This is a genomic window from Novosphingobium aquae (assembly GCF_037572715.1).
Classification (GTDB): Bacteria; Pseudomonadota; Alphaproteobacteria; order Sphingomonadales; family Sphingomonadaceae; genus Novosphingobium; species Novosphingobium aquae.
The window spans coordinates 314,255-333,013 of the sequence record NZ_JBBHJY010000002.1; the positions used below are offsets into that span (position 1 = coordinate 314,255).

An 18,759-nucleotide genomic window follows, 5' to 3' on the forward strand; every position below is an offset into this window, starting at 1 on the left:
TGGCACGCAGCAGACAAGAATCGGCTGCAAACCGGAAATTTTCGGACTTTCTTCCTTAACGCGGGGTCCGTCGCGGGCAAGCGTAAAGGGCCATGACAAGGGCGAAACTGGGGATAATTCCGGGGTTTCGCCCAATCAAACCAGCAGCCCCGTTACAGCATCGCCATGCCGCCGTTCACGTGGAGCGTCTGGCCGGTGATGTAACTAGCCTCGCGGCTGGCGAGATAGGCGACGGCAGCGCCGATATCCCCGCCCTCGCCCATGCGGCCCATCGGGATGCGGCTGTTGAGCGCGTCCTTTTGGCCGTCGGGCAGGCCGTCGGTCATGGCGGTGCGGATGAAGCCGGGGGCGACACAGTTGACCGTCACGCCGCGGCTGGCGAGTTCCTGACCCAGCGACTTCGACATGCCGACAAGGCCGGCCTTGGCGGCGGCATAGTTGACCTGCCCCGGATTGCCGGTCGCGCCGACCACGCTGGTGATGCTGATGATGCGGCCAAAGCGCGCCTTCATCATCGGCTTGGTCGCAGCGCGCATCAGGCGGAAGGCGGCCTCCAGATTGACGCGGATCACCGCGTCCCACTCCTCGTCCTTCATCCTCATGGCAAGGTTGTCACGCGTGATGCCGGCATTGTTGACCAGAATGTCGATCTTGCCGAGCGTGTCGACGGCGGCAGGCACGAGATGCTCGACCTGCTCGGTGTTGGAGAGGTCGCAGGTTATCTCGACATGGTCATGGCCATAGGTGTCGTTCAGCTCCTCACGGAACGAGCGCAACTTGGACGGGTTGGTCCCCGAAAGCGCCAACCGCGCACCCTGCTTGGCGAGTGCGTGGCTGATTGCGGAACCAATACCGCCGGCGGCACCGGTGACGAGGGCGGTCATTCCTGTGAGATCGAACATCTTGTCCATAATCAGAGTCCCTTCGCCAAATCTTCAATATCCGCCATGCCGATCACGCTGGTGATCGAGACATCGGCGACCGATCGCATGATCATCGGGCCCAGCACCTTGCCGCCCAGTTCGACGAATTGCTCCACACCGGCATCGACCATGGCAATCGCGCTTTCGCGCCAGCGGACGCGGCCGGTGACCTGTTCGACCAGCAGGCGCTGAACTTCGGCGGGATCGCTAACCACGGCGGCGGTGACATTGGCGAATAGCGGCACGCGCAGTGCGCCGGGCGCGGTCTTGGCGAGTGCTTCGGCCATGGCATCGGCAGCCGGCTGCATCAACGGGCAGTGGAACGGGGCCGAGACCGGCAGCAGCAGGCCGCGCTTGATCTCGAAGTCCTTGACCATGGCAATTGCGCGTTCGATCGCTTCGCGGTGGCCCGAGATCACGACCTGCGTGGGATCGTTGTCATTGGCGATGGTGCAAACCTGGCCCTCGGCTGCGGCTTCGGCAAGCCGCGTGGCCTTGTCGATGTCCGCCCCCAGCAGCGCCGCCATCGCGCCCACGCCCACCGGCACGGCCGCCTGCATCGCCTGTCCGCGCAGCTTGAGCAGGCGGGCGGTATCGGCAAGGCTGAACGCCCCCGCGGCGCACAAAGCGGTATATTCGCCCAGACTGTGCCCGGCGACGAAATCGGCCCTCTCAGCGAGGTTAATGCCGCCTTCGCGTTCCAGCACGCGCAGCACCGCGATGGCATTGGCCATGATCGCCGGCTGGGCGTTCTCGGTCAGGGTCAGCGCGTCTTCTGGGCCTTCGCGCATGATCGCGGAGAGGTTCTGGCCGAGCGCGTCGTCGACTTCCTGAAACACCTCGCGCGCGGCGGCGCTGGCTGCGGCGAGGTCAACGCCCATGCCAACCTTCTGGCTACCTTGACCCGGAAATACGAAAGCGCGCATGGCTGCAACCTCTCCATCTGTAATGTGGCGCGCGCCCTATTGCCGGCGCTACGCTGTGGCAAGTCCGAAGGGGACGATCTTGTTGGCGGCATCATGGCCGATGTCGGCCCGGCCCAGAAAGGGAATCGCGTGGCGCTGGCACCAGTAGCGGGCAATGTCCTCCGCCTCGGCGCCGAACGGCCGGTCGTTCTCCGGCACTTGCCCCACCCGCCCGAGCCGCAATCCGGCAATGCCCGAAAGGTGCGCGGTGGCGTGAAAGAACAGGCGGTCGACGGCGTAGAGGTGCTCGCTGACTTCCTCGACCTGCACGACATGGCCCGCAAGCCCCGGCATCAGCGGCGTGCCGCAAAGCATGGCCAAGGTCGTCAGATTGAAGGCAACCGTCGGATGACTGTCGAGCGAAGGTTCGATGCCGGCATGGTCGCCCTCCAGCCAGTCAAACACCCGCGTAACCGCATCTGCCCCGCCCTCGCGGCGAATGTCGGCGGGCATGGGGGCATGGACCGGGCGGCCGATCCGCTCGCGGTACAGCCCGCCGAGCAGGTAGCCCATGTCGGAATAGCCAAGGAACGCCTTGTCCTGCGCCGAAGCATTCAACCCGGCCATCGCCGCCTCGGCTATCCGGTTCGAGCCATAACCGCCCCGCGCGAACCACACCGCGTCAAAGGCGGGATCGTTCGCGCACTCAAGGAAAGCCGCCAGCCGCGCCTCGTCCGGGCCGGCGAAGTGGCCTTCGCTCTCGAAGCATTGCGGATGGAACATCAGTTCGATATCGCGCCCTTCGGCAAGGCGCGCCACTGCGGCCGCGTCGTCATGCGTGATCGGGCAGGCCGGGGCGCAGATGGCGATGGAGATCATGGCAACCTCCTATCCGAGGTTGTTTCCAAGGCAAAGGGCGCATACCGACGAACTGATGACTCAGCCTGCCGACAGCCTCACTTCGCATCCCTGGTTCTTCTGCGGCATCGGCGGCTCCGGCATGTTGCCGCTCGCGCTGATCCTCAAGGGCCACGGGGCGACTATCGCCGGTTCCGACCGCAGCCGCGATCAGGGCCGCACCCCGGAAAAATTCGCCTGGCTGGAAAGTCTGGGCTTCACGCTGTTCCCGCAGGACGGCAGCGGCGTGACCAGCGCCGACCAGACGCTGGTGGCCTCCGCCGCGGTTGAAGACACCGTGCCCGAGATGGTTCGCGCGCACGAACTGGGCTGCCCGCGTATATCCCGCGCCGAGCTGCTCGCCGCGCTGTTCAACGCCTCGCCTTGCGGGATCGCGCTGGCCGGCACCAGCGGCAAGAGCACGGTCACTGGCATGACCGGCTGGATCCTTGATCAGGCAGGCCGCGATCCGACGATCATGAACGGCGCGGTGATGAAAAACTTCGTTTCCCCCGACGCGCCCTTTGCCTCGGCGCGGGTCGGCCAAGGCGACGTCTTCGTTTCCGAGGTCGATGAAAGCGATGGCTCCATCGCGCTGTATGCACCGCAGATCGCCGTGCTGCTCAACGTCAGCCTTGACCACAAGTCGATAGAGGAACTTCGCGAGCTGTTCGGCAATTTCCTTGGCGCGGCACAGGTTTGCGCGGTGAACATCGACGATGCCGAAACTGCGGCGCTGGCCGGGCGGGCGAAGGCGCTGGTGACCTTCGCGGTTCAGGCCCCGGAGGCGATGATCGGCGTGGAGCAGGGCTCAGTGCAGGAACGCCCGACCAGCCTTTCGGCCTGCGTGATTGATCGGCGTGACGGGTCGATCCACGCGCTCGGCCTGCAGGTGCCCGGTAGGCACAACCTCGCCAACGCGCTCGCCGCGATTGCTGCTGCCAGTGCTGCCGGGGTTCCGGTGAGCGAGTCCGTGGCTGCGCTCTCGACTTTCGCCGGCCTCGCCCGCCGGTTTGATATTGTCGGCACATCGCCCTCCGCCGTGACCGTGATCGACGATTTCGGCCACAACCCCGAAAAGTGCGCGGCGACGCTGTCGGCTTTGAAGGCGCACCCGGGCCGGGTTATCGCGTTCTTCCAGCCGCACGGCTACGGCCCGCTGCGCCAGATGGGCCGCGAACTGGCTGAAGTCTTCGCCCGCCTGCTGGGCCCCGATGACGTGACGATCCTCTGTGATCCGGTCTATTTCGGCGGCACCGTCGACCGCAGCGAAGGCAGCGAGCGTATTGTCGGCCTGATCAAGGCAGGCGGCGGTAACGCGGAATACGTTCCTTCGCGCGAGGATTGCGGCAAGCGCATCGCGCAGATCGCCCGCCCCGGCGACCGCGTGGTCATCATGGGCGCGCGCGACGATACTCTTTCCGCCTTTGCGAGGGGCATTCTGCAGAGCGTTGAATGATCAGGACCACTGTTGCCATCGCCGCTCTGCTCGCCGCGCCGGTCGCGGTTCTGGCCAAGCCGACCCCGAAGAAGCCGGTGCTCTTGCTGCAAGGCGGTTACCGTTTCACCAGCAGCGATTTTGACAGCGTGACGAAGAAGCCGGTCTGCACCGAAACCTGGACCTTCAACCTCGGCAAAATGCTGGTAGAAAGCGGCGAGGAGCGGGTTGAAAAGCGCTTCCGATTGATCACCGACCGCACGGGCAACTGGCTGGTCGCTGCAACGCTTTCAACCAATGGCAAGCCAGATTGCACCGGTTACGCCAGCGCGACCATCAACCCGGACGAATCGCGCATTTACATTTTGCCGCTGAACAGCGGCGACTTTCTGACCTGCCCTGCCCCGACCAAGACCGCCAGGGGCATTCCGCTGATCGCCAACTGCTTCGGCTCGCTGCGCCGGATCGCGCCCACGGCTACCCCGCGTTAACCACCAAGGCACCTGCAACAACGCCAAAAAACCCACCCCCTTAATCCCGCAGTTAGCCCTCCGTCCTTCCCATCAGGTTTCAAAAGAACGGGGAAAAACGGCGGTGACTGACAGCATTGAAACGATGGGAATCCAGCTGCGCCGGGCCGAGCGGATCGCCTTTGATATTATGGTCAAATACCGGCTCTGGGTTTTCGTGGCACGATCATGCTGAAAGACATGCCCCCGCTTGGCGCGCGGATCGAAGGCATGTCGGACGTGCGCATGGGCGATGCGATCACCCTGCTGCTGCCCTGCCTTGAGCCCAAGCTTTCCAACGTCGTCTGGCAGGATAGTTCGTCTGCCGGGGTCGAATTCGACCACCCGCTTCACGGCGAGGTGTTCAAGGAACTGGTCCGGGATTACGCCCCCTCACGCCCGTCGTTCGAACCGGTGCCCATGCCGATGCCTGCGGCGATGCCCGCATCGCGGCCGATGCGCGCGGCGGCCTGATCCATCGCTGCGGCGCTCTGGCGGTTAGGCAGTTTGCGCAATAGACTTCCTCCCGGACACAAGATCCGGGAGAGAGACATGCGCCGCCTGATCCTGCCGCTACTGGCCGCCAGCGCCTTTACCACGGCTCTCCACGCCGATGAGCCGAAGCCGCGTCCGGTCTTCTCCGAAGATGGCTCGGTCAAGGTTCCGGCCTTCGAGCTTCCTCCCTCCACTCTGCTCAGCCCCGAGGCGCTTGCCCAGCAAAAGTCGCGGGCGAAGATGGCCATGCCGGTCATGGACACCTCGCGTGCGCAGATGAGCCCTGCTGACGCCCGCAAGGCGCTGGCCCGCTATCTCCAGCCGCAAGTTGACCGCTATCTCAAGCATTTCGCCGTCGACGTCAGCGAAACCACCGTCGGCGGGGTTCCGGCGCGCATCATCACGCCCAAGGGCGGCAAGGCAGAGCCGCGCCGCGTGCTGATCAATCTCCACGGCGGCGCCTTCACCACCTGCTGGGAAAGCTGCTCGCTGATCGAATCGGTGCCGATCGCGGCAACCGGCAATTACAAGGTCGTCTCGGTCAATTACCGCATGGGGCCCGAGGCGAAGCACCCCGCCGCACTTGAGGACGTAGAGAAGGTCTATCGCGACCTGCTCAAGACCTATAAGCCAGGCCAGATTGGCATCTATGGCTGCTCGGCAGGTGGCGCGCTTGCCGCGCAGCTCGGCGCATGGCTGCCAAGGCGCGGCCTGCCCCAGCCGGGAGCCCTCGGGATTTTCGGCGCGGGAGCCCTGCGCTTTGGCGCGGGCGATTCGGCATGGATCGCATCGGCCATCGACGGGTCCTTTCCCGCCCCGGCCCGTCCCGGCGAAAAGACCGCCGACATGACCAAGGGCTATTTCGACGGCGCGGACATGAGCGACGAAGTGCTCTCCGCCGCCCTCCATCCCGCGGTCATGGCCAAGTTTCCGCCCAGCCTGATCATCACCGGCACACGCGCCATGGATATGACGCCGGCGATCTTCACCAATTCCAAGCTGCTGGAAGCCGGGGTGAAATCAGCCCTGATCGTGGGCGAAGGCATGGGCCATTGCTATATCTACAGCGAGGAATTGCCCGAGGCGCGGGCGGCGTGGCAGGTGATCGTCCAGCATTTCCGCCAGACGCTGAAGTAACGCCCGTTGTCCCGGATCAAGTCCGGGACGACAGGCGGATCAATGGTCCTTGTGGCCGATCCTCAGCACCTTGTGCAGCACGAAGACCACCAGCATTCCCATGACAAGCCCGACCACGGCGGAAAGCGCCGCGTAGGTCAGCCAACCGAGCAGGCCGGCGAGCGGGCCGGTGACGACTTCGACCGCGTGCTGCGCGGCGTGGGCTACGTCCGATGGCGCGTGCAGGCCAAGTTCGTGCGAGCCGTGCAGCAGAATGCCGCCACCGACCCAGAGCATCGCCAGTGTGCCGACCGAAGACAGCAGCGCCAGCACCACTGGCATCGCATGTAGCAGGCCACGCCCGACGGAGCGGGCCGCTGCCGTCTTGCGATTTTCGACCATGTGCAGCCCGATGTCGTCCATCTTCACGATCAGTGCGACCGCGCCATAGACCATGACCGTAATCACCACCGCGATCGCCGCAAGGATCAGAGCGCGGTTGAGCAAAGTCTCGCCCGCCACTTCGGCCAGCGAGATCGCCATGATTTCCGCCGACAGAATCAGGTCGGTGCGCACCGCGCCGGAAACACGGTCCTTTTCGAAGGCCGCCATGTCGGTGATTTCATCACCCAGCGTCTCGCCGTGCTTTTCGCCGCCGAGCTTTTCCAGCACCTTTTCCGCGCCTTCATAGCACAGGAACAGGCCACCCAGCATCAGCAGCGGGGTGATCGCCCAGGGCACGAATTCGCTGAGCAGCAGCGCTGCCGGGAGCAGGATGAGCAGCTTGTTGCGCAAGCTGCCCTTGGTGATCTTCCAGATGATCGGCAGTTCGCGGTCGGGGGTGAATTCGGTGACGTAGCTGGGGGTGACGGCAGCATCGTCGATCACCACGCCCGCCGCCTTCGACCCGGCCTTCGCGGCAGCAGCGCCAACATCGTCAATCGATGCAGCGGCGGCCTTGGCGATGACCGAGATATCGTCAAGCAGGGCGACTAGGCCGGATGGCATGGTGAGAGAACTCCCGAAATTCGTGATGGTTGCCGCGCCGATGTGCGTCAGCGCGGTGATCCAATCAAGGGGAGCACGCGATCAATCCAGCGAATCGAGCACGTAGCCCAGCGAACGCACAGTGCGCAGCGGGTCTGCCGCGCCTGCCGCGACGAGGCTGCGGCGCAGTCGGCCGATCCACACGTCGACCGTGCGTTCATCGATACCCAGCGCATGTTTGCCGAGATGCTCGATCAACGCCGCGCGGGAAAACACCTGGTCGGGATGTTCGAGGAAGTGGACGAGCAGGCGGAACTCGTTGGGCCTGAGCGCGATCACACCGCCATCGTGGCGGACCTGGTGCGCCGTGCAATCGACCGCCAGAGTGCCGTGGCGATGGACCACCCGTCGATTGTCCAAAGCGCCTTCGGGCGGGACCAGCCCGACGCGGAGCAGCACGGCATCGGCATTGAGCGGACCGACCAGATAATCGTCAGCCCCGGCTTGCAAGGAGCGGCGGCGCGCTTCGACATCGCCGCTTTCCAGCACCATCGTCAGGTGCGCACGGCGGGTTGGTTCGGCCTCGCGCAGGCGGCGGCACAGTTCGAGGCCGGACAGGCTGGGGCAGAGCCAGTCAATAAAGCCCCAGACGCGGCCGGCGATCGCCTCGGGCGGCGGAGCGTCGCCAATCTCCATCACGCACCAATCCGGACGGCGGCGCGCAAGGTCGACGATGAGCCCCGGCGGCGGAGCAGTGATCAGCAATGTGGTCTTGTTGAGCATGGATAAGGCGGACGATTTGCTGGTGTTCGCAGCCCTTGTGCCTGCGCTGAGTGACGCTTTCATGACGGGCGGGTGTCAATCCGGTGCCTGTCGGACGGCGGTCGCAGCAAGGTAACGCCGATGTCCGCAAAATGCCGGCCTGATCCGCACTGGTGGCCGCGTTATTGTCATATTACTGTCACACTAAACCGCGTGATTTCCGGGCTTTCTACGCCTAACCTTGCCGGCGATGACTTTTGGGAAAATGATCGTCTGCACTCTCGCCGCGCTGCTGGCCTGGGTGCCTGTTGCCGCTCATGCGGAACAGCTTGAATTCGATCACCGGCTCTATCCTCCGCTCAAGCAGGTCCTCGATAGCGGCGATGCCGGCATGGTGAAGTTCGATGCCAGCAACCCGCGCCGTTTGGTTGACCTGATCGCCGTGCGCGGCAAGTCGGCCAAGGACTGGACCGAGGCTCTCGAAATCGTCGCCACTTTGCCGTTTCCGCAATTAGGGTCGGCGCAAGCGTGGATGGAGTTTCAGCGAGACGCGGCCATCAAGCGGTGCCCCGGAGCAACTCCCGCGACGTTCAAGGTAATCGCGCAGGACGATTTCTCGATCACGTTCGAACGCCAGTCCCCCGGCTGCCGCGCCGAGCGCGCCGAGACCGGCATCTACCGCCTGCTCACCGGCAAGCGGTCGTGGTTCCAGCTGGCGGTGCTGGCAAAAACGCCGCTCGACGCAGCGGCGCGCGACCAGTGGCTCGCGCTGCTCGCCTCGGCGAAGTTCAAATAACCCAGAGACTGCGGCCCGTGCTGCGGGCCTGACAGCGCATTGTCATGAGACCGGAATATCCGTGTCACATGGCTGTCGTTCAACTTACGCAGAGCCGACATGGAGCGCGCTTAGAGGCAGCTGGAAGCCGGCCTCGGGGGCGATTCGGATCATAAACGATCGGATCATCAGAGGGGTTGGCATCTGACAACAATTCCAATCTCAGGGAACGATCCAGATGACCGTGTTTAACACTCGCACCAATGCCTCGCTCGCCGCACTCGCCACTGCGCTTGTGTTTGGCCTGGCCACCCCGGCGGCCGCGTCGATCACCGTCACCGCCGACGGCGTAACCGTGGCCAGTGCCGATACGGGCGCCGCTACTGGTGCTGAACAGACCGCTGCTCCTGCCGAAGCGCAGGCCGAACAGACCACCGAGGGCAAGTACAGCTCGGGCCTCACCGAAATCGTCGTCACCGCTACCAAGCGCGAGACCAACCTGCAGAAGACGCCGATCGCGATTTCCGTCCTCGCGCCCGAAGCGATCAAGGACCGCCACGTGCAGAGCCTGATCGACATGGCCGACGGCGTGGTCCCCTCCTTGCGCGTCGCCACTTTCGAATCGCGCCAGACCGCGCTGACCATCGGCATCCGCGGCATCGTGCCGGCTGACGCAAACCAGACCGCCCGCGATCAGGGCGTCGGCGTCTATATCGACGGCGTCTACCTTGGCCGCCAGCAGGGCCTCAACGCCGCGCTGTTCGATATCCAGCGCGTTGAAGTGCTGCGCGGGCCGCAAGGCACGTTGTTCGGCCGCAATGCCGAAGGCGGCGCGCTGAACATCGTCACCCGCAAGCCGAGCGGCGAATTCGGTGGCCGCGTCACGGCAGGCCTGGGCAACTACGGCAGCTACAACGGCGAAATCCACCTCGACCTGCCCGCCGTCGCCAATATCGCGATCAAGATGGATGCACTGGTCAACCATCAGGACGCCACGACGAAGAACCCGCTTTCGGGCCAGTTCGGCTGGAACTATCGCCACAACATCGGCGGCCGCATCACCGCGCTGTGGAAGCCGTTCGATGGCTTCAGCGCCGAACTCTCGTACGACAAGGCCAAGGGCGAAAGCACCCCCTATTACAGCCAGCTGATCAACTACAATCCGCTGGGCCGGACGGTTGGCCAGTACGACCCCGTGACGCTCAAGTTGGTGGCACCGGGCAGCCCGTCGGGCACGTCCACGGTCTGCACCACCTGCATCGCCCCGCTTTCGCCGCTGGTCGTCGTGAGCGGTGAGAACACCCGCCAGACCGTCGCCGAAATCGGCGTGCCGCAGCAGCCGAGCGTGGACCGCACCGACGGATTCACCTCGACACTGAAGTTCAAGGTCGCGCCGGAGCTGGAACTGCGCTCGATCACCGCATGGCGCAGCGTTGGCACCGAACAGTGGGACAATTCGGGCGGCGCACACCGCACGATCTTTGCTCCCAATGCCAACTTCAGCCGCTACAGCCTGTCGAACCTTGCCCAGACCCAGTTCAGCCAGGAACTGCAGGCCGTGGGCAGCATGGACCAGTTCGAATATGCCGTCGGCCTGTATTATTTCACCGAGCAGGTCCGCGAATTTGCCGCGACGCCTTCGACCAACAAGTGGAATGCGACCGGCACCGGCTACACGATCAACGATGCCATGACCTGGCAGCAGGCCAACTGGTCGCGCCAGCGTGACAGCAATGCCAATGCCAAGTCCTATGCCGCTTTCGCCCAGACCACCTGGAGCCCGCAGGACAACCTGCACCTGACGCTGGGCGGCCGCTATACCAAGGACAAGCGCAAGGGCGCGCTGACCACGGTGCAGAACAAGACCGTGAACTTCCCCTTCACCTTCGAGAACAGCCGGTTTGACCCGATGGTCACGCTGGCGGCTGAGCCGATGGACGGGGTGAACCTCTACGCCAAGTATTCGACCGGCTACCGCGCCGGCGGTGCCAACGCCCGTTCGCAAACGTTTGCCTCGTTCGGCGCCGAAGCGGTCAAGGCCTATGAACTGGGTGCCAAGCTTGACTTCTTTGATCGCAAGGTCCGCCTGAACCTCGCCGGTTACATCATGGACCGCACCGGCACGCAGATCGACTTCGACAACGTTGACACCAACCCGGCCAGCCCGACCTTCAACCTCCATACCCAGGAAACCCGCAACGCCCCCGGCGTTTCGAAGATCCGCGGCTTTGAGGTCGAAATGACGGCACGCCCGGTCGCCGGCCTGACGATGGGCGCGAGCTATGCCTATACCTCGGTCAAGGTGCCCTCGATCGCCAACCCGTTCTTGCCCGGCAATCCTCTGACGACGGTGTTCGTTGCCTTCACGCCCAAGCACGCTGCATCGGGTTACATGGACTTCGACCTGCCGCTCAACGAAAGCGGCACGAAGGTGCGGTTCCACATCGACGGCAACTATGCGAGCGAGCAGTACACGTTCCAGGATGAAGACGTCCTGGCCCAGCCCAGCTTCATCGTGAACGGCCGCGTGGCACTGGTTGACGTGCCGGTCGGCAACAGCGGCCAGTTGGTCACCTTCTCGGCCTGGGCGCGCAACCTGTTCAACGAGACACACATCTATCGCCGGTCGAACGCCAACAATGCGACACTGGGCGCCTATGCCAACTTCAACGCCCCGCGCACATTCGGTGCGGACGTGACCGTCAACTTCTGAGTTCCTCCCTGGAAGGCCCCACCCTGAACGGGGCTTTCCTTGCCTTGCCGGGGCGGGCGACCGAGAGGTCTCCCGCCCCTTCTTTTTGGCGGAATTGCGGGAATCGCGCTTGCAAAGTACCCGGAAACCGCTAAGGGCCGCGCTTCTCCTTTCACCGGGAGAGCGAAGAAAGCCGGAGGGGCCCCGCAATCGTGCGGATCAGCCAGCGATCGGTTAGATGAATGAAAGGCATAGGCATGCCGCTCTACGAGCATGTTTTCCTGGCGCGCCAGGATCTGAGCCAGGCGCAGGTTGATGCGCTGGCCGCTACCGCCACCGAGATCGTCGAAGCAGGACAGGGCAAGGTCACGAAGACCGAAACCTGGGGGCTCAAGAGCCTGGCTTACAAGATCCAGCGCAACCGCAAGGCACACTTCGTCATGCTCAACATCGAGGCCCCTGCCGGCGTCGTTGCCGAGCTGGAACGCCAGACCGCGATCAACGAAGACGTGATCCGCTGGCTCACCGTGCGCGTTGACGAGCACGAGGGTGGCCCCTCGGTGCAGATGCGCAAGAACGACCGCGAGCGCGCCAAGCGCCGCGAACGCGAGGAGTTTTAAGCAATGGCCCGCGCATTTTTCCGCCGCCGCAAGTCGTGCCCCTTCTCGGGCAAGAACGCGCCGAAGATCGATTACAAGGACACGCGCCTGCTGCAGGGCTTCATGTCCGAGCGTGGCAAGATCGTGCCCAGCCGCATCACCGCCGTTTCTGCAAAGAAGCAGCGTGAACTGGGCCAGGCCATCAAGCGCGCCCGCCACCTGGGCCTTCTGCCCTACCTCGTGAAGTAAGGGAGAGACGACATGGAAATCATCCTCCTCGAACGCGTCGAGAAGCTGGGCGCCATCGGCGATGTAGTCACCGTGAAGGACGGCTATGCCCGTAACTTCTTGCTGCCCAACAAGAAGGCGCTGCGCGCCAACGAAGCCAACCGCAAGGTCTTCGAAGCCAACCGTTCCAAGATCGAGGCCGACAACGCCGAACGCCGCACCGCGGCCGAAGCAGAGTCGGGCAACGTCGAGGGCCGCTCGGTCATCCTGATCCGCGCTTCGTCGAACGCCGGCCAGCTTTACGGTTCGGTTTCGGTGCGTGACATCGTTGATGCCCTGGTTGCCGATGGCGCCAAGGTCACCAAGTCGATGGTCGTGCTGGAACGCCCGATCAAGACCATCGGTGTCTACGACGTCAAGGTTGCCCTGCACCCTGAAGTGTCGGTCACCGTCAAGGTCAACGTCGCCCGCTCGCCGGACGAAGCCGAACAGCAGGCCCAGGGCGTCGACGTCCTCAAGCAGATGTTCGAAGACGAAGCGGCTCCGACCGGCTTCACTGAAGCTTTCGACCCCAATGCCGAACCGGGCGAAATCCCGGCCGACATGGTGGACGAAGTTGCGAACGAAGGCGGCGACGAAGCCTGATCGGTTTCCTACTGCTGACGAAAATTGGGGGCGCTCCGCAGGGAGCGCCCCTTTTTCGTTGCGGATTGGAGGGCTTGACCAACAAGTTCCTGTCCGCAGCCCGCGCCCGCCAAACTCAGGCCGCGGCAATGGTTCTTTCTACATCGGCAATCGAATGGCCGGTAAGATCCTTCGATATCTCTCCAACCAGCACGGCTGAAAGTGCCTTGTGATAATGCTTGCGCAGTTCGCCGAGCGTACGGGGAGCGGCAACGACGATGAGGGCATCGATCTCACCGTCAAGCACGCGCTTGTTGAGCATCTCGGCGGTGCCAGCCGCGAAGCTGTCTTCATCGAGCTGGCTATCCGAAGGATTGGCCGAACTGCTGTGATGCCGGCCGCCGGATCCCTTGTTCTCCGTCGAGATGGCAGCAGCGGGCATGGCTGTAAGTTTTGGCGCCGATTCCTCGCCATCGTTGCGGTACAGGTTCAACAGTTCACCGTCAGCGACTGCGACTATCGCGTTTTTGGGTATCTTCATGGGGGTTCCTTTTGAGGCTCGTCATGTGCGTAACGCCTGAGCGGAGGGAATGACCCCATGGCCGAGCGCAGCCTGATCGGTTTCGCATTGCTCACAAGATTGGGGGCGCTCCTGCGGGGGCGCCCTTTTCGTTTGGGTGGTGAAATTCCGATGTCGATGTGGCCGTCACGCTTGATTCCAGCCGGCGGATTTCGCTGTTCGACCTTGCTGAGGTCAGCCACCGGCTCGAGGCCATGCTCGGCACCAAGGTTGATCTGGACAGCGAAGGCGACCTGCGTCCACGATTCAAGGCGCGGATCGATGCGGACCGGGTCCATGTCTTCTGACGATCCGCGTCTCTGAGTCCTAAACCTCCCGCCACTCCCCCTGCCCAATCCCCTCCAGCGACCAGTCCCCCACGCGCCAGCGCACCAGCCGCAAGGTCGGGTGGCCCACGGCTGCCGTCATGCGCCGCACCTGCCGGTTCTTGCCTTCGCGGATGGTGAGTGAAATCCAGCAGTCAGGCACGGACTTGCGAAAGCGCACCGGCGGGTCGCGCGGCCAGAGGGCGGGGTCGTCGATGCGCTCGGCTTCGGCGGGGAGGGTCAGGCCGTCCTTGAGCGTGACCCCCTTGCGCAGCAAGGCCAGCGCAGCCTCGTCCGGCTCGCCTTCGACCTGCGCGAGGTAGGTCTTGGCCATCTTGAAGCGCGGATCGGCGATGCGCGATTGCAGGCGGCCATCATCGGTGAGCAGCAGCAGCCCCTCGCTGTCGGTATCGAGCCGGCCGGCGGGATAGACCCCCGGAACCTTCACGAAATCCGCCAGCGTCGGCCGCGGCGGGCCGCCGCGTTCGGGGGAGAACTGGCAGAGCACGCCGTAGGGCTTGTTGAACAGGATGAGGGCCATGGCTGTGTCCTTGCAGTCACGTGCGCGCCTGTCAAAGACCGCGCTAAACCGGTTGCAATTGAAATGTCATCGATCCTTCGCTATAGGCCCAAGATGAACATGATAGAGAAAACCATCGCGGAATTGGTCCGCGTTTACGAAGCCGCCGTCGAAACCCTCCGCCAGGACATCCAGTCCTTCGCCGCCGACGGCACCCTCCCCCCCGCAGATCGCCGCGAAACCCGCGCCTGGTGCTACCCGGAACTGCGCATCCATTATTCGGGCGTCGAGAACCGCCCCGACTTCGCCCGCGCCTTTGGCCGGCTGGGGCACAGCGGCACCTTTTCCACCACGGTCACCCGCCCCGCCTTCTTCGCCGATTACCTGCGCGAACAGATCTCGATCATCGCCGATGACTACGAGATCGAGGTCGAGGTCGCCCGGTCGGCACAGGAAATCCCCTTTCCTTACGTGATCGACGCAAGTTCGGTGCTGGGGAGCCTCAGCCCGCAGGACATGGCGCGGCACTTCCCTTCGGCGGAACTGGCGCTGATCGGCGACGAACTGGCCGACGGGATCGACCTGTCCGCCCCTGATGCCGACATTCCGCTCGCCCTGTTCGATGGCCTGCGCACCGATTTCAGCCTGGCGCGGCTGGCGCATTACACCGGGACCAGCGTGGATCACTTCCAGCGCTTCATCCTGTTCACCAATTACCACCGCTATGTCGATGAATTCGTGGACTGGGCCGGCCAGCAGCTGGGCCAGGGTGACTATACCGCTCTGTCCGGTGCCGGCGGGCTCTATGTTGACGAGCCGACCGACAATGCCCGCGCGCGTCTGTCGGACACGGCATGGCGGCGGCACCAGATGCCGGCCTATCACCTGATCGCCAAGAACGGCATGGGCATCACGCTGGTCAACATCGGCGTCGGCCCAAGCAACGCCAAGACCGTCTGCGATCACCTCGCCGTGCTGCGGCCCGAGGCGTGGCTGATGATCGGCCACTGCGGCGGCCTGCGCGATACCCAGCGCATCGGCGACTATGTCCTTGCCCATGCCTATCTGCGCGATGACCATGTACTTGATGCCGTGCTGCCGCCGGAAATCCCGATCCCGGCGATTGCCGAAGTGCAGGTAGCGCTAGCCACGGCGGCGGAGATCGTCAGCGGCGATGCCGGCGCGAACCTGAAAAAGCGGATGCGCACCGGCACCGTCGTCACCACTGACGATCGCAACTGGGAGCTGCGCTACACCGACAGCGCCATGCGCTTCAGCCAGAGCCGCGCCATCGCCATCGACATGGAAAGCGCGACCATCGCCGCACAGGGCTTCCGCTTCCGCGTGCCTTACGGGACGTTGCTCTGCGTGTCGGACAAGCCGCTTCACGGCGAGATCAAGCTGCCCGGGCAGGCCAACCGGTTTTACGAGGAGACGATCTCCTCACACCTCAAGATCGGCGTGCTGGCCTGCGAACTGCTCAAGGCCGAAGGGCCGAGGTTGCATTCTCGCAAGCTGCGCGCGTTCAACGAGCCGCCGTTCCGCTAACCCTTCTTGTACTGCTCAAGAAACCGCGCCCCCGGATCCTTGCGGCATTGCTCGACCGCATGGGCCCAGGCGGCGGGGTGGCGTTTCACCAGCGAGAGGGTGTCCAGCTTGCCCCAGCCAAGCGCGTCAGGGGCGATGAAGGCCACGCCGCCCATGAAGCTGTAGAATTCCAGCTCGGAAATTTTCGCCCCCGGATGGGCGGCAGTCCACCAGTCCAGCTCGCCGATAAAGGTATCGCAGCGATAGGACTTGAGCCCGGTGAGGTAGCTGCCCCCACCCTGCTCGGCCTGGCTGAAGTTCTGCGTGACCTGGGCGGCATAGCTGGCTGGTCGCCCCTGCAGGTCGAGCGGCTTTTCGTAACGTGAGGCGGCTATTGCTGCCAAAACAGAATTGTCGAGCAGGTCCGACTTGCTGCTGCGCACCACTTTAACTTCGGTGGGCAGGCCTGCCGGATCGATGCGGAAGCCGACCACCACCTTGCCGTTGTGGAAACCGAGTTTCGCAGCCTGTGGCATCTCCGCCTCTGTGCCAGACAGCCGCTCGGGCCCGCGGCCGATCACAAAGGGGAACTTCGCCCGGGTCGCCACCTTGTTTCCCGCCTTGTCGACCGGCGAGGTCAGCCGCCAGCTCGCCAGCGCGGCCAGGATCTCGGCATCGAGCACGGCGTTGCCGGTGGGCTCGGTCAGCGTGATGTCGCTCAGCACTCCGTTGGGCAGCACCGTCGCGCTGGCAACGGCCCTGCCCGACCAACCCTTGCGGGCCGCGGCGAGCACTTCGGGCAAGTCGTCCAGCCGCTTCCCCATGCTGTAGCGGGGACGCTGACTCAACTGCGCAGCCTCGATGATGGTGGGCGGCTGCGCTTCCGGCTGGGGCGTGGAGGCAACCGGGGACTGACCGAGCGCGGGGGTGGCCAGCATCATGCACGCCGCCAGCAGGATTCGCCTCACCATGCCGCTCCGCCCGTTTGCGGCGGCCACTTTGCAGTGGCCGCCGTTGTCGCATTCCCATCCTCAGGCGCGGCGCCTTACCAACCGCACTTCTGTCCCTTGGTTTCCTTCTTCAGGTACTTCGTCAGCGGGGCGAAGTACTTGATCATCGACTTGCCGCTCATCTCGCGGCTGCCGGTGAAGGCCTCCAGCGCATCGGGCCACGGCTTCGATGCGCCCATGGTCAGCATGGCGTTGAGCTTTTCGCCCACCGCCTTGTTGCCATAGAACGAGCAGCGATGCAGCGGGCCCTTCCAGCCGGCCTGCTTGCAGGCAGCCTCGAAGAACTGGAACTGCAGAATGCGGGCAAGGAAGTAGCGGGTGTAGGGCACGACCGCCGGCACGTGATACTTCGCGCCGGCATCGAAGGCATCGGGCCCGCGCTCACCCGGCGGGGTGATGCCCTGATACTGCAGGCGCATCTGGGTCCAAGCCGTGTTGTAGTCTGCAGGCTGGATTTCGCCCGAGAAAATCTTCCAGCGATAACGGTCAATCAGCAATCCGAACGGCAGGAAGGCGACCTTGTCCATCGCCTGGCGCAGCAGCAGTCCGGTGTCCTTGTCCGCGCCCGGGACCTTTGCCGGATCGAGCAGGCCGATCTGGACGAGGTATTCCGGCGTCATCGACAGCGCGACGGTATCGCCGATCGCTTCATGGAAGCCGTCGTTCGCGCCTTCCATGTAGAGGCGATAGGGCTGGCCGTTGTAGGCGCGCTGGTAGAAGTTGTGGCCCAGTTCGTGGTGGATCGTGACGAAGTCGTCGCCGTTGACCTTGGTGCACATCTTGATGCGCAGGTCTTCCTTGTTATCGACGTTCCAGGCCGAGGCGTGGCAGATCACTTCGCGGTCAGCCGGCTTGACGATCTGCGAGCGCGTCCAGAAGCTGGAGGGCAGCGATTGCAGGCCGAGCGAGGTGAAGAAGCCTTCACCCGCCTTGACCATCTTCGTCTGGTCATAGCCCTTTTCCTTGAGCAGGTCAGTCACGTCATAGCCAAGATCGCCGGCCCCCTTGGGCGCGACGATATCGTAGATATTGCCCCATTCCTGCGCCCACATGTTGCCCAGAAGGTCGGCGCGGATCGGGCCGGTCTTGGCCTGCACGCTGTCGCCATACTTCTCGTTGAGCTTCTTGCGCGTGTAGCAGTGGATCTGCTCGTAAAGCGGCTTCACCTCGTTCCACATGCGCTCGGTGGTCGCGGCAAAGGCGTCCGGCGTCATGTCGTAGTTCGAGCGCCACAGCGAGCCGAGATCGGCGTAGCCAAGCTCCTTGGCGCCGGCATTGGCGATCTCGACCATGCGGACGTAGTCGGCCTTCATCGGCTTGCCGACATTGTCATTCCACGACAGCCACATTTCCTTGAGCTCGGCCGGGTTGCGGTTGGTGCCCATGGCCTCTTCGATGTCACTGCCGTTGATCGGCTTGCCGTTCAGCGTGCCCTTGCCCTTGCCGTAAATGCCCGAAAGCTTGGCGGCGAGTCCGGCATATTCATCGGCCGCACCGGCGCTCGACGGGACCGGGTTGACGATCTGGGTCCGGAACATGTTGAGCGCGCGCTGCGTCTCTGCCGAAAGCCCGGGGACCTTGGCCATCTGCGCCGCCTTGCCGGCATTGGCGACCTGCAGCTTGGTAAACTCGGCATTGGCGCGCGCGGCCACGGCGGCGCTGTCATCGTTGATATAGGTCGCATAGACCCAGTCGGCCTGTCCGACCTTGATGGTCTCGTCGAAATAGGCCTTGTCGGCGGATTTGACCCAGGCATCGACTTCAGCGGGTGTTGATTGGGCGAATGCGGGGCTGGCGATCAAAACGGCTGCGACCGCCGCCTGCGACACGTATTTCCTCATGGCATATCCTCGAAAAGACTCAGGTG

Annotated in this window: 20 protein-coding genes; 11 read left to right on the plus strand and 9 right to left on the minus strand. The window is 64.0% G+C overall.

Annotated elements, in window-relative coordinates:
* Positions 1–152 precede the first annotated feature (152 nt).
* The 3 genes from fabG to WG900_RS06820 are packed head-to-tail and all read right to left on the minus strand — an operon-like array spanning position 153 to position 2,707.
* Positions 153–902, minus strand: coding sequence for a 3-oxoacyl-[acyl-carrier-protein] reductase (gene fabG, locus WG900_RS06810; RefSeq protein WP_339965989.1), 750 nt, complete (start codon positions 900–902; stop codon positions 153–155).
* A gap of 11 nt (positions 903–913) precedes the next feature.
* The gene (gene fabD, locus WG900_RS06815) at positions 914–1,849 is read right to left on the minus strand and encodes an ACP S-malonyltransferase (protein WP_339965795.1); all 936 of its coding nucleotides are present in this window, start codon (positions 1,847–1,849) and stop codon (positions 914–916) included.
* 48 nt (positions 1,850–1,897) lie between these two features.
* Positions 1,898–2,707 (minus strand): LD-carboxypeptidase, encoded by an 810-nt coding sequence (locus tag WG900_RS06820; protein ID WP_339965796.1) that lies wholly within the window; start codon positions 2,705–2,707, stop codon positions 1,898–1,900.
* Positions 2,708–2,762: 55 nt separating this feature from the next.
* Between WG900_RS06820 and WG900_RS06825 the strand changes: the two genes are divergently transcribed.
* From WG900_RS06825 to WG900_RS06840, 4 genes are all read left to right on the plus strand, one after another.
* Positions 2,763–4,184: a glutamate ligase domain-containing protein gene (locus tag WG900_RS06825; protein ID WP_339965798.1), complete on the plus strand. Its 1,422-nt coding sequence runs from the start codon at positions 2,763–2,765 to the stop codon at positions 4,182–4,184.
* On the plus strand, positions 4,181–4,654 hold the full coding sequence (locus WG900_RS06830) for a hypothetical protein (protein WP_339965799.1): 474 nt from the start codon (positions 4,181–4,183) through the stop codon (positions 4,652–4,654). Before WG900_RS06825 ends, WG900_RS06830 begins: the two co-directional genes overlap by 4 nt.
* Before the next feature lie 207 nt (positions 4,655–4,861).
* Positions 4,862–5,146 (plus strand): hypothetical protein, encoded by a 285-nt coding sequence (locus WG900_RS06835; RefSeq protein ID WP_339965801.1) that lies wholly within the window; start codon positions 4,862–4,864, stop codon positions 5,144–5,146.
* Between the two features lie 78 nt (positions 5,147–5,224).
* Positions 5,225–6,304 carry an alpha/beta hydrolase gene (locus WG900_RS06840; protein WP_339965802.1) on the plus strand — a complete coding sequence of 360 codons (1,080 nt, stop codon included), beginning with the start codon at positions 5,225–5,227 and terminating at the stop codon, positions 6,302–6,304.
* 39 nt (positions 6,305–6,343) lie between these two features.
* Here the strand turns inward: WG900_RS06840 and WG900_RS06845 are convergent, their stop codons facing one another.
* Both WG900_RS06845 and WG900_RS06850 read right to left on the minus strand, forming a co-directional pair.
* Entirely contained in the window at positions 6,344–7,291 is a 948-nt protein-coding gene (locus tag WG900_RS06845; RefSeq protein WP_339965803.1) for a DUF808 domain-containing protein, read from the minus strand.
* A gap of 81 nt (positions 7,292–7,372) precedes the next feature.
* The gene (locus tag WG900_RS06850) at positions 7,373–8,053 is read right to left on the minus strand and encodes a response regulator transcription factor (RefSeq protein WP_339965805.1); all 681 of its coding nucleotides are present in this window, start codon (positions 8,051–8,053) and stop codon (positions 7,373–7,375) included.
* 244 nt (positions 8,054–8,297) lie between these two features.
* Between WG900_RS06850 and WG900_RS06855 the strand changes: the two genes are divergently transcribed.
* From WG900_RS06855 to rplI, 5 genes are all read left to right on the plus strand, one after another.
* Positions 8,298–8,828: a hypothetical protein gene (locus tag WG900_RS06855; RefSeq protein ID WP_339965806.1), complete on the plus strand. Its 531-nt coding sequence runs from the start codon at positions 8,298–8,300 to the stop codon at positions 8,826–8,828.
* 217 nt (positions 8,829–9,045) lie between these two features.
* Positions 9,046–11,520 carry a TonB-dependent receptor gene (locus WG900_RS06860; protein WP_339965808.1) on the plus strand — a complete coding sequence of 825 codons (2,475 nt, stop codon included), beginning with the start codon at positions 9,046–9,048 and terminating at the stop codon, positions 11,518–11,520.
* Between the two features lie 236 nt (positions 11,521–11,756).
* Positions 11,757–12,119: a 30S ribosomal protein S6 gene (gene rpsF / locus WG900_RS06865; RefSeq protein ID WP_339965810.1), complete on the plus strand. Its 363-nt coding sequence runs from the start codon at positions 11,757–11,759 to the stop codon at positions 12,117–12,119.
* A 3-nt stretch (positions 12,120–12,122) separates the two neighbouring features.
* Positions 12,123–12,347: a 30S ribosomal protein S18 gene (rpsR, locus tag WG900_RS06870; RefSeq protein WP_101798422.1), complete on the plus strand. Its 225-nt coding sequence runs from the start codon at positions 12,123–12,125 to the stop codon at positions 12,345–12,347.
* A gap of 12 nt (positions 12,348–12,359) precedes the next feature.
* Entirely contained in the window at positions 12,360–12,971 is a 612-nt protein-coding gene (gene rplI, locus WG900_RS06875; protein WP_339965812.1) for a 50S ribosomal protein L9, read from the plus strand.
* 115 nt (positions 12,972–13,086) lie between these two features.
* Here rplI and WG900_RS06880 read toward each other — a convergent pair whose 3' ends face one another.
* Positions 13,087–13,491, minus strand: a complete 405-nt coding sequence (locus WG900_RS06880; RefSeq protein WP_339965813.1) for a host attachment family protein — start codon at positions 13,489–13,491, stop codon at positions 13,087–13,089.
* Positions 13,492–13,649: 158 nt separating this feature from the next.
* On the opposite strand from WG900_RS06880, the gene WG900_RS06885 reads away from it, so the two are divergent.
* A complete protein-coding gene (locus WG900_RS06885; RefSeq protein WP_339965815.1) occupies positions 13,650–13,817 on the plus strand; it encodes a hypothetical protein in 168 nt (55 codons plus the stop codon).
* 19 nt (positions 13,818–13,836) lie between these two features.
* Here the strand turns inward: WG900_RS06885 and WG900_RS06890 are convergent, their stop codons facing one another.
* Positions 13,837–14,376, minus strand: coding sequence for a pseudouridine synthase (locus WG900_RS06890; protein WP_339965816.1), 540 nt, complete (start codon positions 14,374–14,376; stop codon positions 13,837–13,839).
* A gap of 93 nt (positions 14,377–14,469) precedes the next feature.
* On the opposite strand from WG900_RS06890, the gene WG900_RS06895 reads away from it, so the two are divergent.
* Entirely contained in the window at positions 14,470–15,903 is a 1,434-nt protein-coding gene (locus WG900_RS06895; RefSeq protein WP_339965990.1) for an AMP nucleosidase, read from the plus strand.
* Here WG900_RS06895 and WG900_RS06900 read toward each other — a convergent pair.
* Together WG900_RS06900 and WG900_RS06905 are read right to left on the minus strand one after the other, a co-directional pair.
* Positions 15,900–16,853 (minus strand): energy transducer TonB, encoded by a 954-nt coding sequence (locus WG900_RS06900; protein WP_339965817.1) that lies wholly within the window; start codon positions 16,851–16,853, stop codon positions 15,900–15,902. The two genes, WG900_RS06895 and WG900_RS06900, sit on opposite strands and share 4 nt — an antisense overlap.
* A 74-nt stretch (positions 16,854–16,927) precedes the next feature.
* The gene (locus WG900_RS06905; protein WP_339965819.1) at positions 16,928–18,733 is read right to left on the minus strand and encodes a M2 family metallopeptidase; all 1,806 of its coding nucleotides are present in this window, start codon (positions 18,731–18,733) and stop codon (positions 16,928–16,930) included.
* Positions 18,734–18,759: the final 26 nt, after the last annotated feature.

Coding starts and splice junctions, on each gene's coding strand:
- fabG (WP_339965989.1), bottom strand. CDS start 902: ATGTTCGATCTCACAGGAATGACCGCCCTCGTCACCGGTGCCGCCGGC.
- fabD (WP_339965795.1), bottom strand. CDS start 1,849: ATGCGCGCTTTCGTATTTCCGGGTCAAGGTAGCCAGAAGGTTGGCATG.
- WG900_RS06820 (WP_339965796.1), bottom strand. CDS start 2,707: ATGATCTCCATCGCCATCTGCGCCCCGGCCTGCCCGATCACGCATGAC.
- WG900_RS06825 (WP_339965798.1), top strand. CDS start 2,763: ATGACTCAGCCTGCCGACAGCCTCACTTCGCATCCCTGGTTCTTCTGC.
- WG900_RS06830 (WP_339965799.1), top strand. CDS start 4,181: ATGATCAGGACCACTGTTGCCATCGCCGCTCTGCTCGCCGCGCCGGTC.
- WG900_RS06835 (WP_339965801.1), top strand. CDS start 4,862: ATGCTGAAAGACATGCCCCCGCTTGGCGCGCGGATCGAAGGCATGTCG.
- WG900_RS06840 (WP_339965802.1), top strand. CDS start 5,225: ATGCGCCGCCTGATCCTGCCGCTACTGGCCGCCAGCGCCTTTACCACG.
- WG900_RS06845 (WP_339965803.1), bottom strand. CDS start 7,291: ATGCCATCCGGCCTAGTCGCCCTGCTTGACGATATCTCGGTCATCGCC.
- WG900_RS06850 (WP_339965805.1), bottom strand. CDS start 8,053: ATGCTCAACAAGACCACATTGCTGATCACTGCTCCGCCGCCGGGGCTC.
- WG900_RS06855 (WP_339965806.1), top strand. CDS start 8,298: ATGATCGTCTGCACTCTCGCCGCGCTGCTGGCCTGGGTGCCTGTTGCC.
- WG900_RS06860 (WP_339965808.1), top strand. CDS start 9,046: ATGACCGTGTTTAACACTCGCACCAATGCCTCGCTCGCCGCACTCGCC.
- rpsF (WP_339965810.1), top strand. CDS start 11,757: ATGCCGCTCTACGAGCATGTTTTCCTGGCGCGCCAGGATCTGAGCCAG.
- rpsR (WP_101798422.1), top strand. CDS start 12,123: ATGGCCCGCGCATTTTTCCGCCGCCGCAAGTCGTGCCCCTTCTCGGGC.
- rplI (WP_339965812.1), top strand. CDS start 12,360: ATGGAAATCATCCTCCTCGAACGCGTCGAGAAGCTGGGCGCCATCGGC.
- WG900_RS06880 (WP_339965813.1), bottom strand. CDS start 13,491: ATGAAGATACCCAAAAACGCGATAGTCGCAGTCGCTGACGGTGAACTG.
- WG900_RS06890 (WP_339965816.1), bottom strand. CDS start 14,376: ATGGCCCTCATCCTGTTCAACAAGCCCTACGGCGTGCTCTGCCAGTTC.
- WG900_RS06895 (WP_339965990.1), top strand. CDS start 14,470: ATGAACATGATAGAGAAAACCATCGCGGAATTGGTCCGCGTTTACGAA.
- WG900_RS06900 (WP_339965817.1), bottom strand. CDS start 16,853: ATGGTGAGGCGAATCCTGCTGGCGGCGTGCATGATGCTGGCCACCCCC.
- WG900_RS06905 (WP_339965819.1), bottom strand. CDS start 18,733: ATGAGGAAATACGTGTCGCAGGCGGCGGTCGCAGCCGTTTTGATCGCC.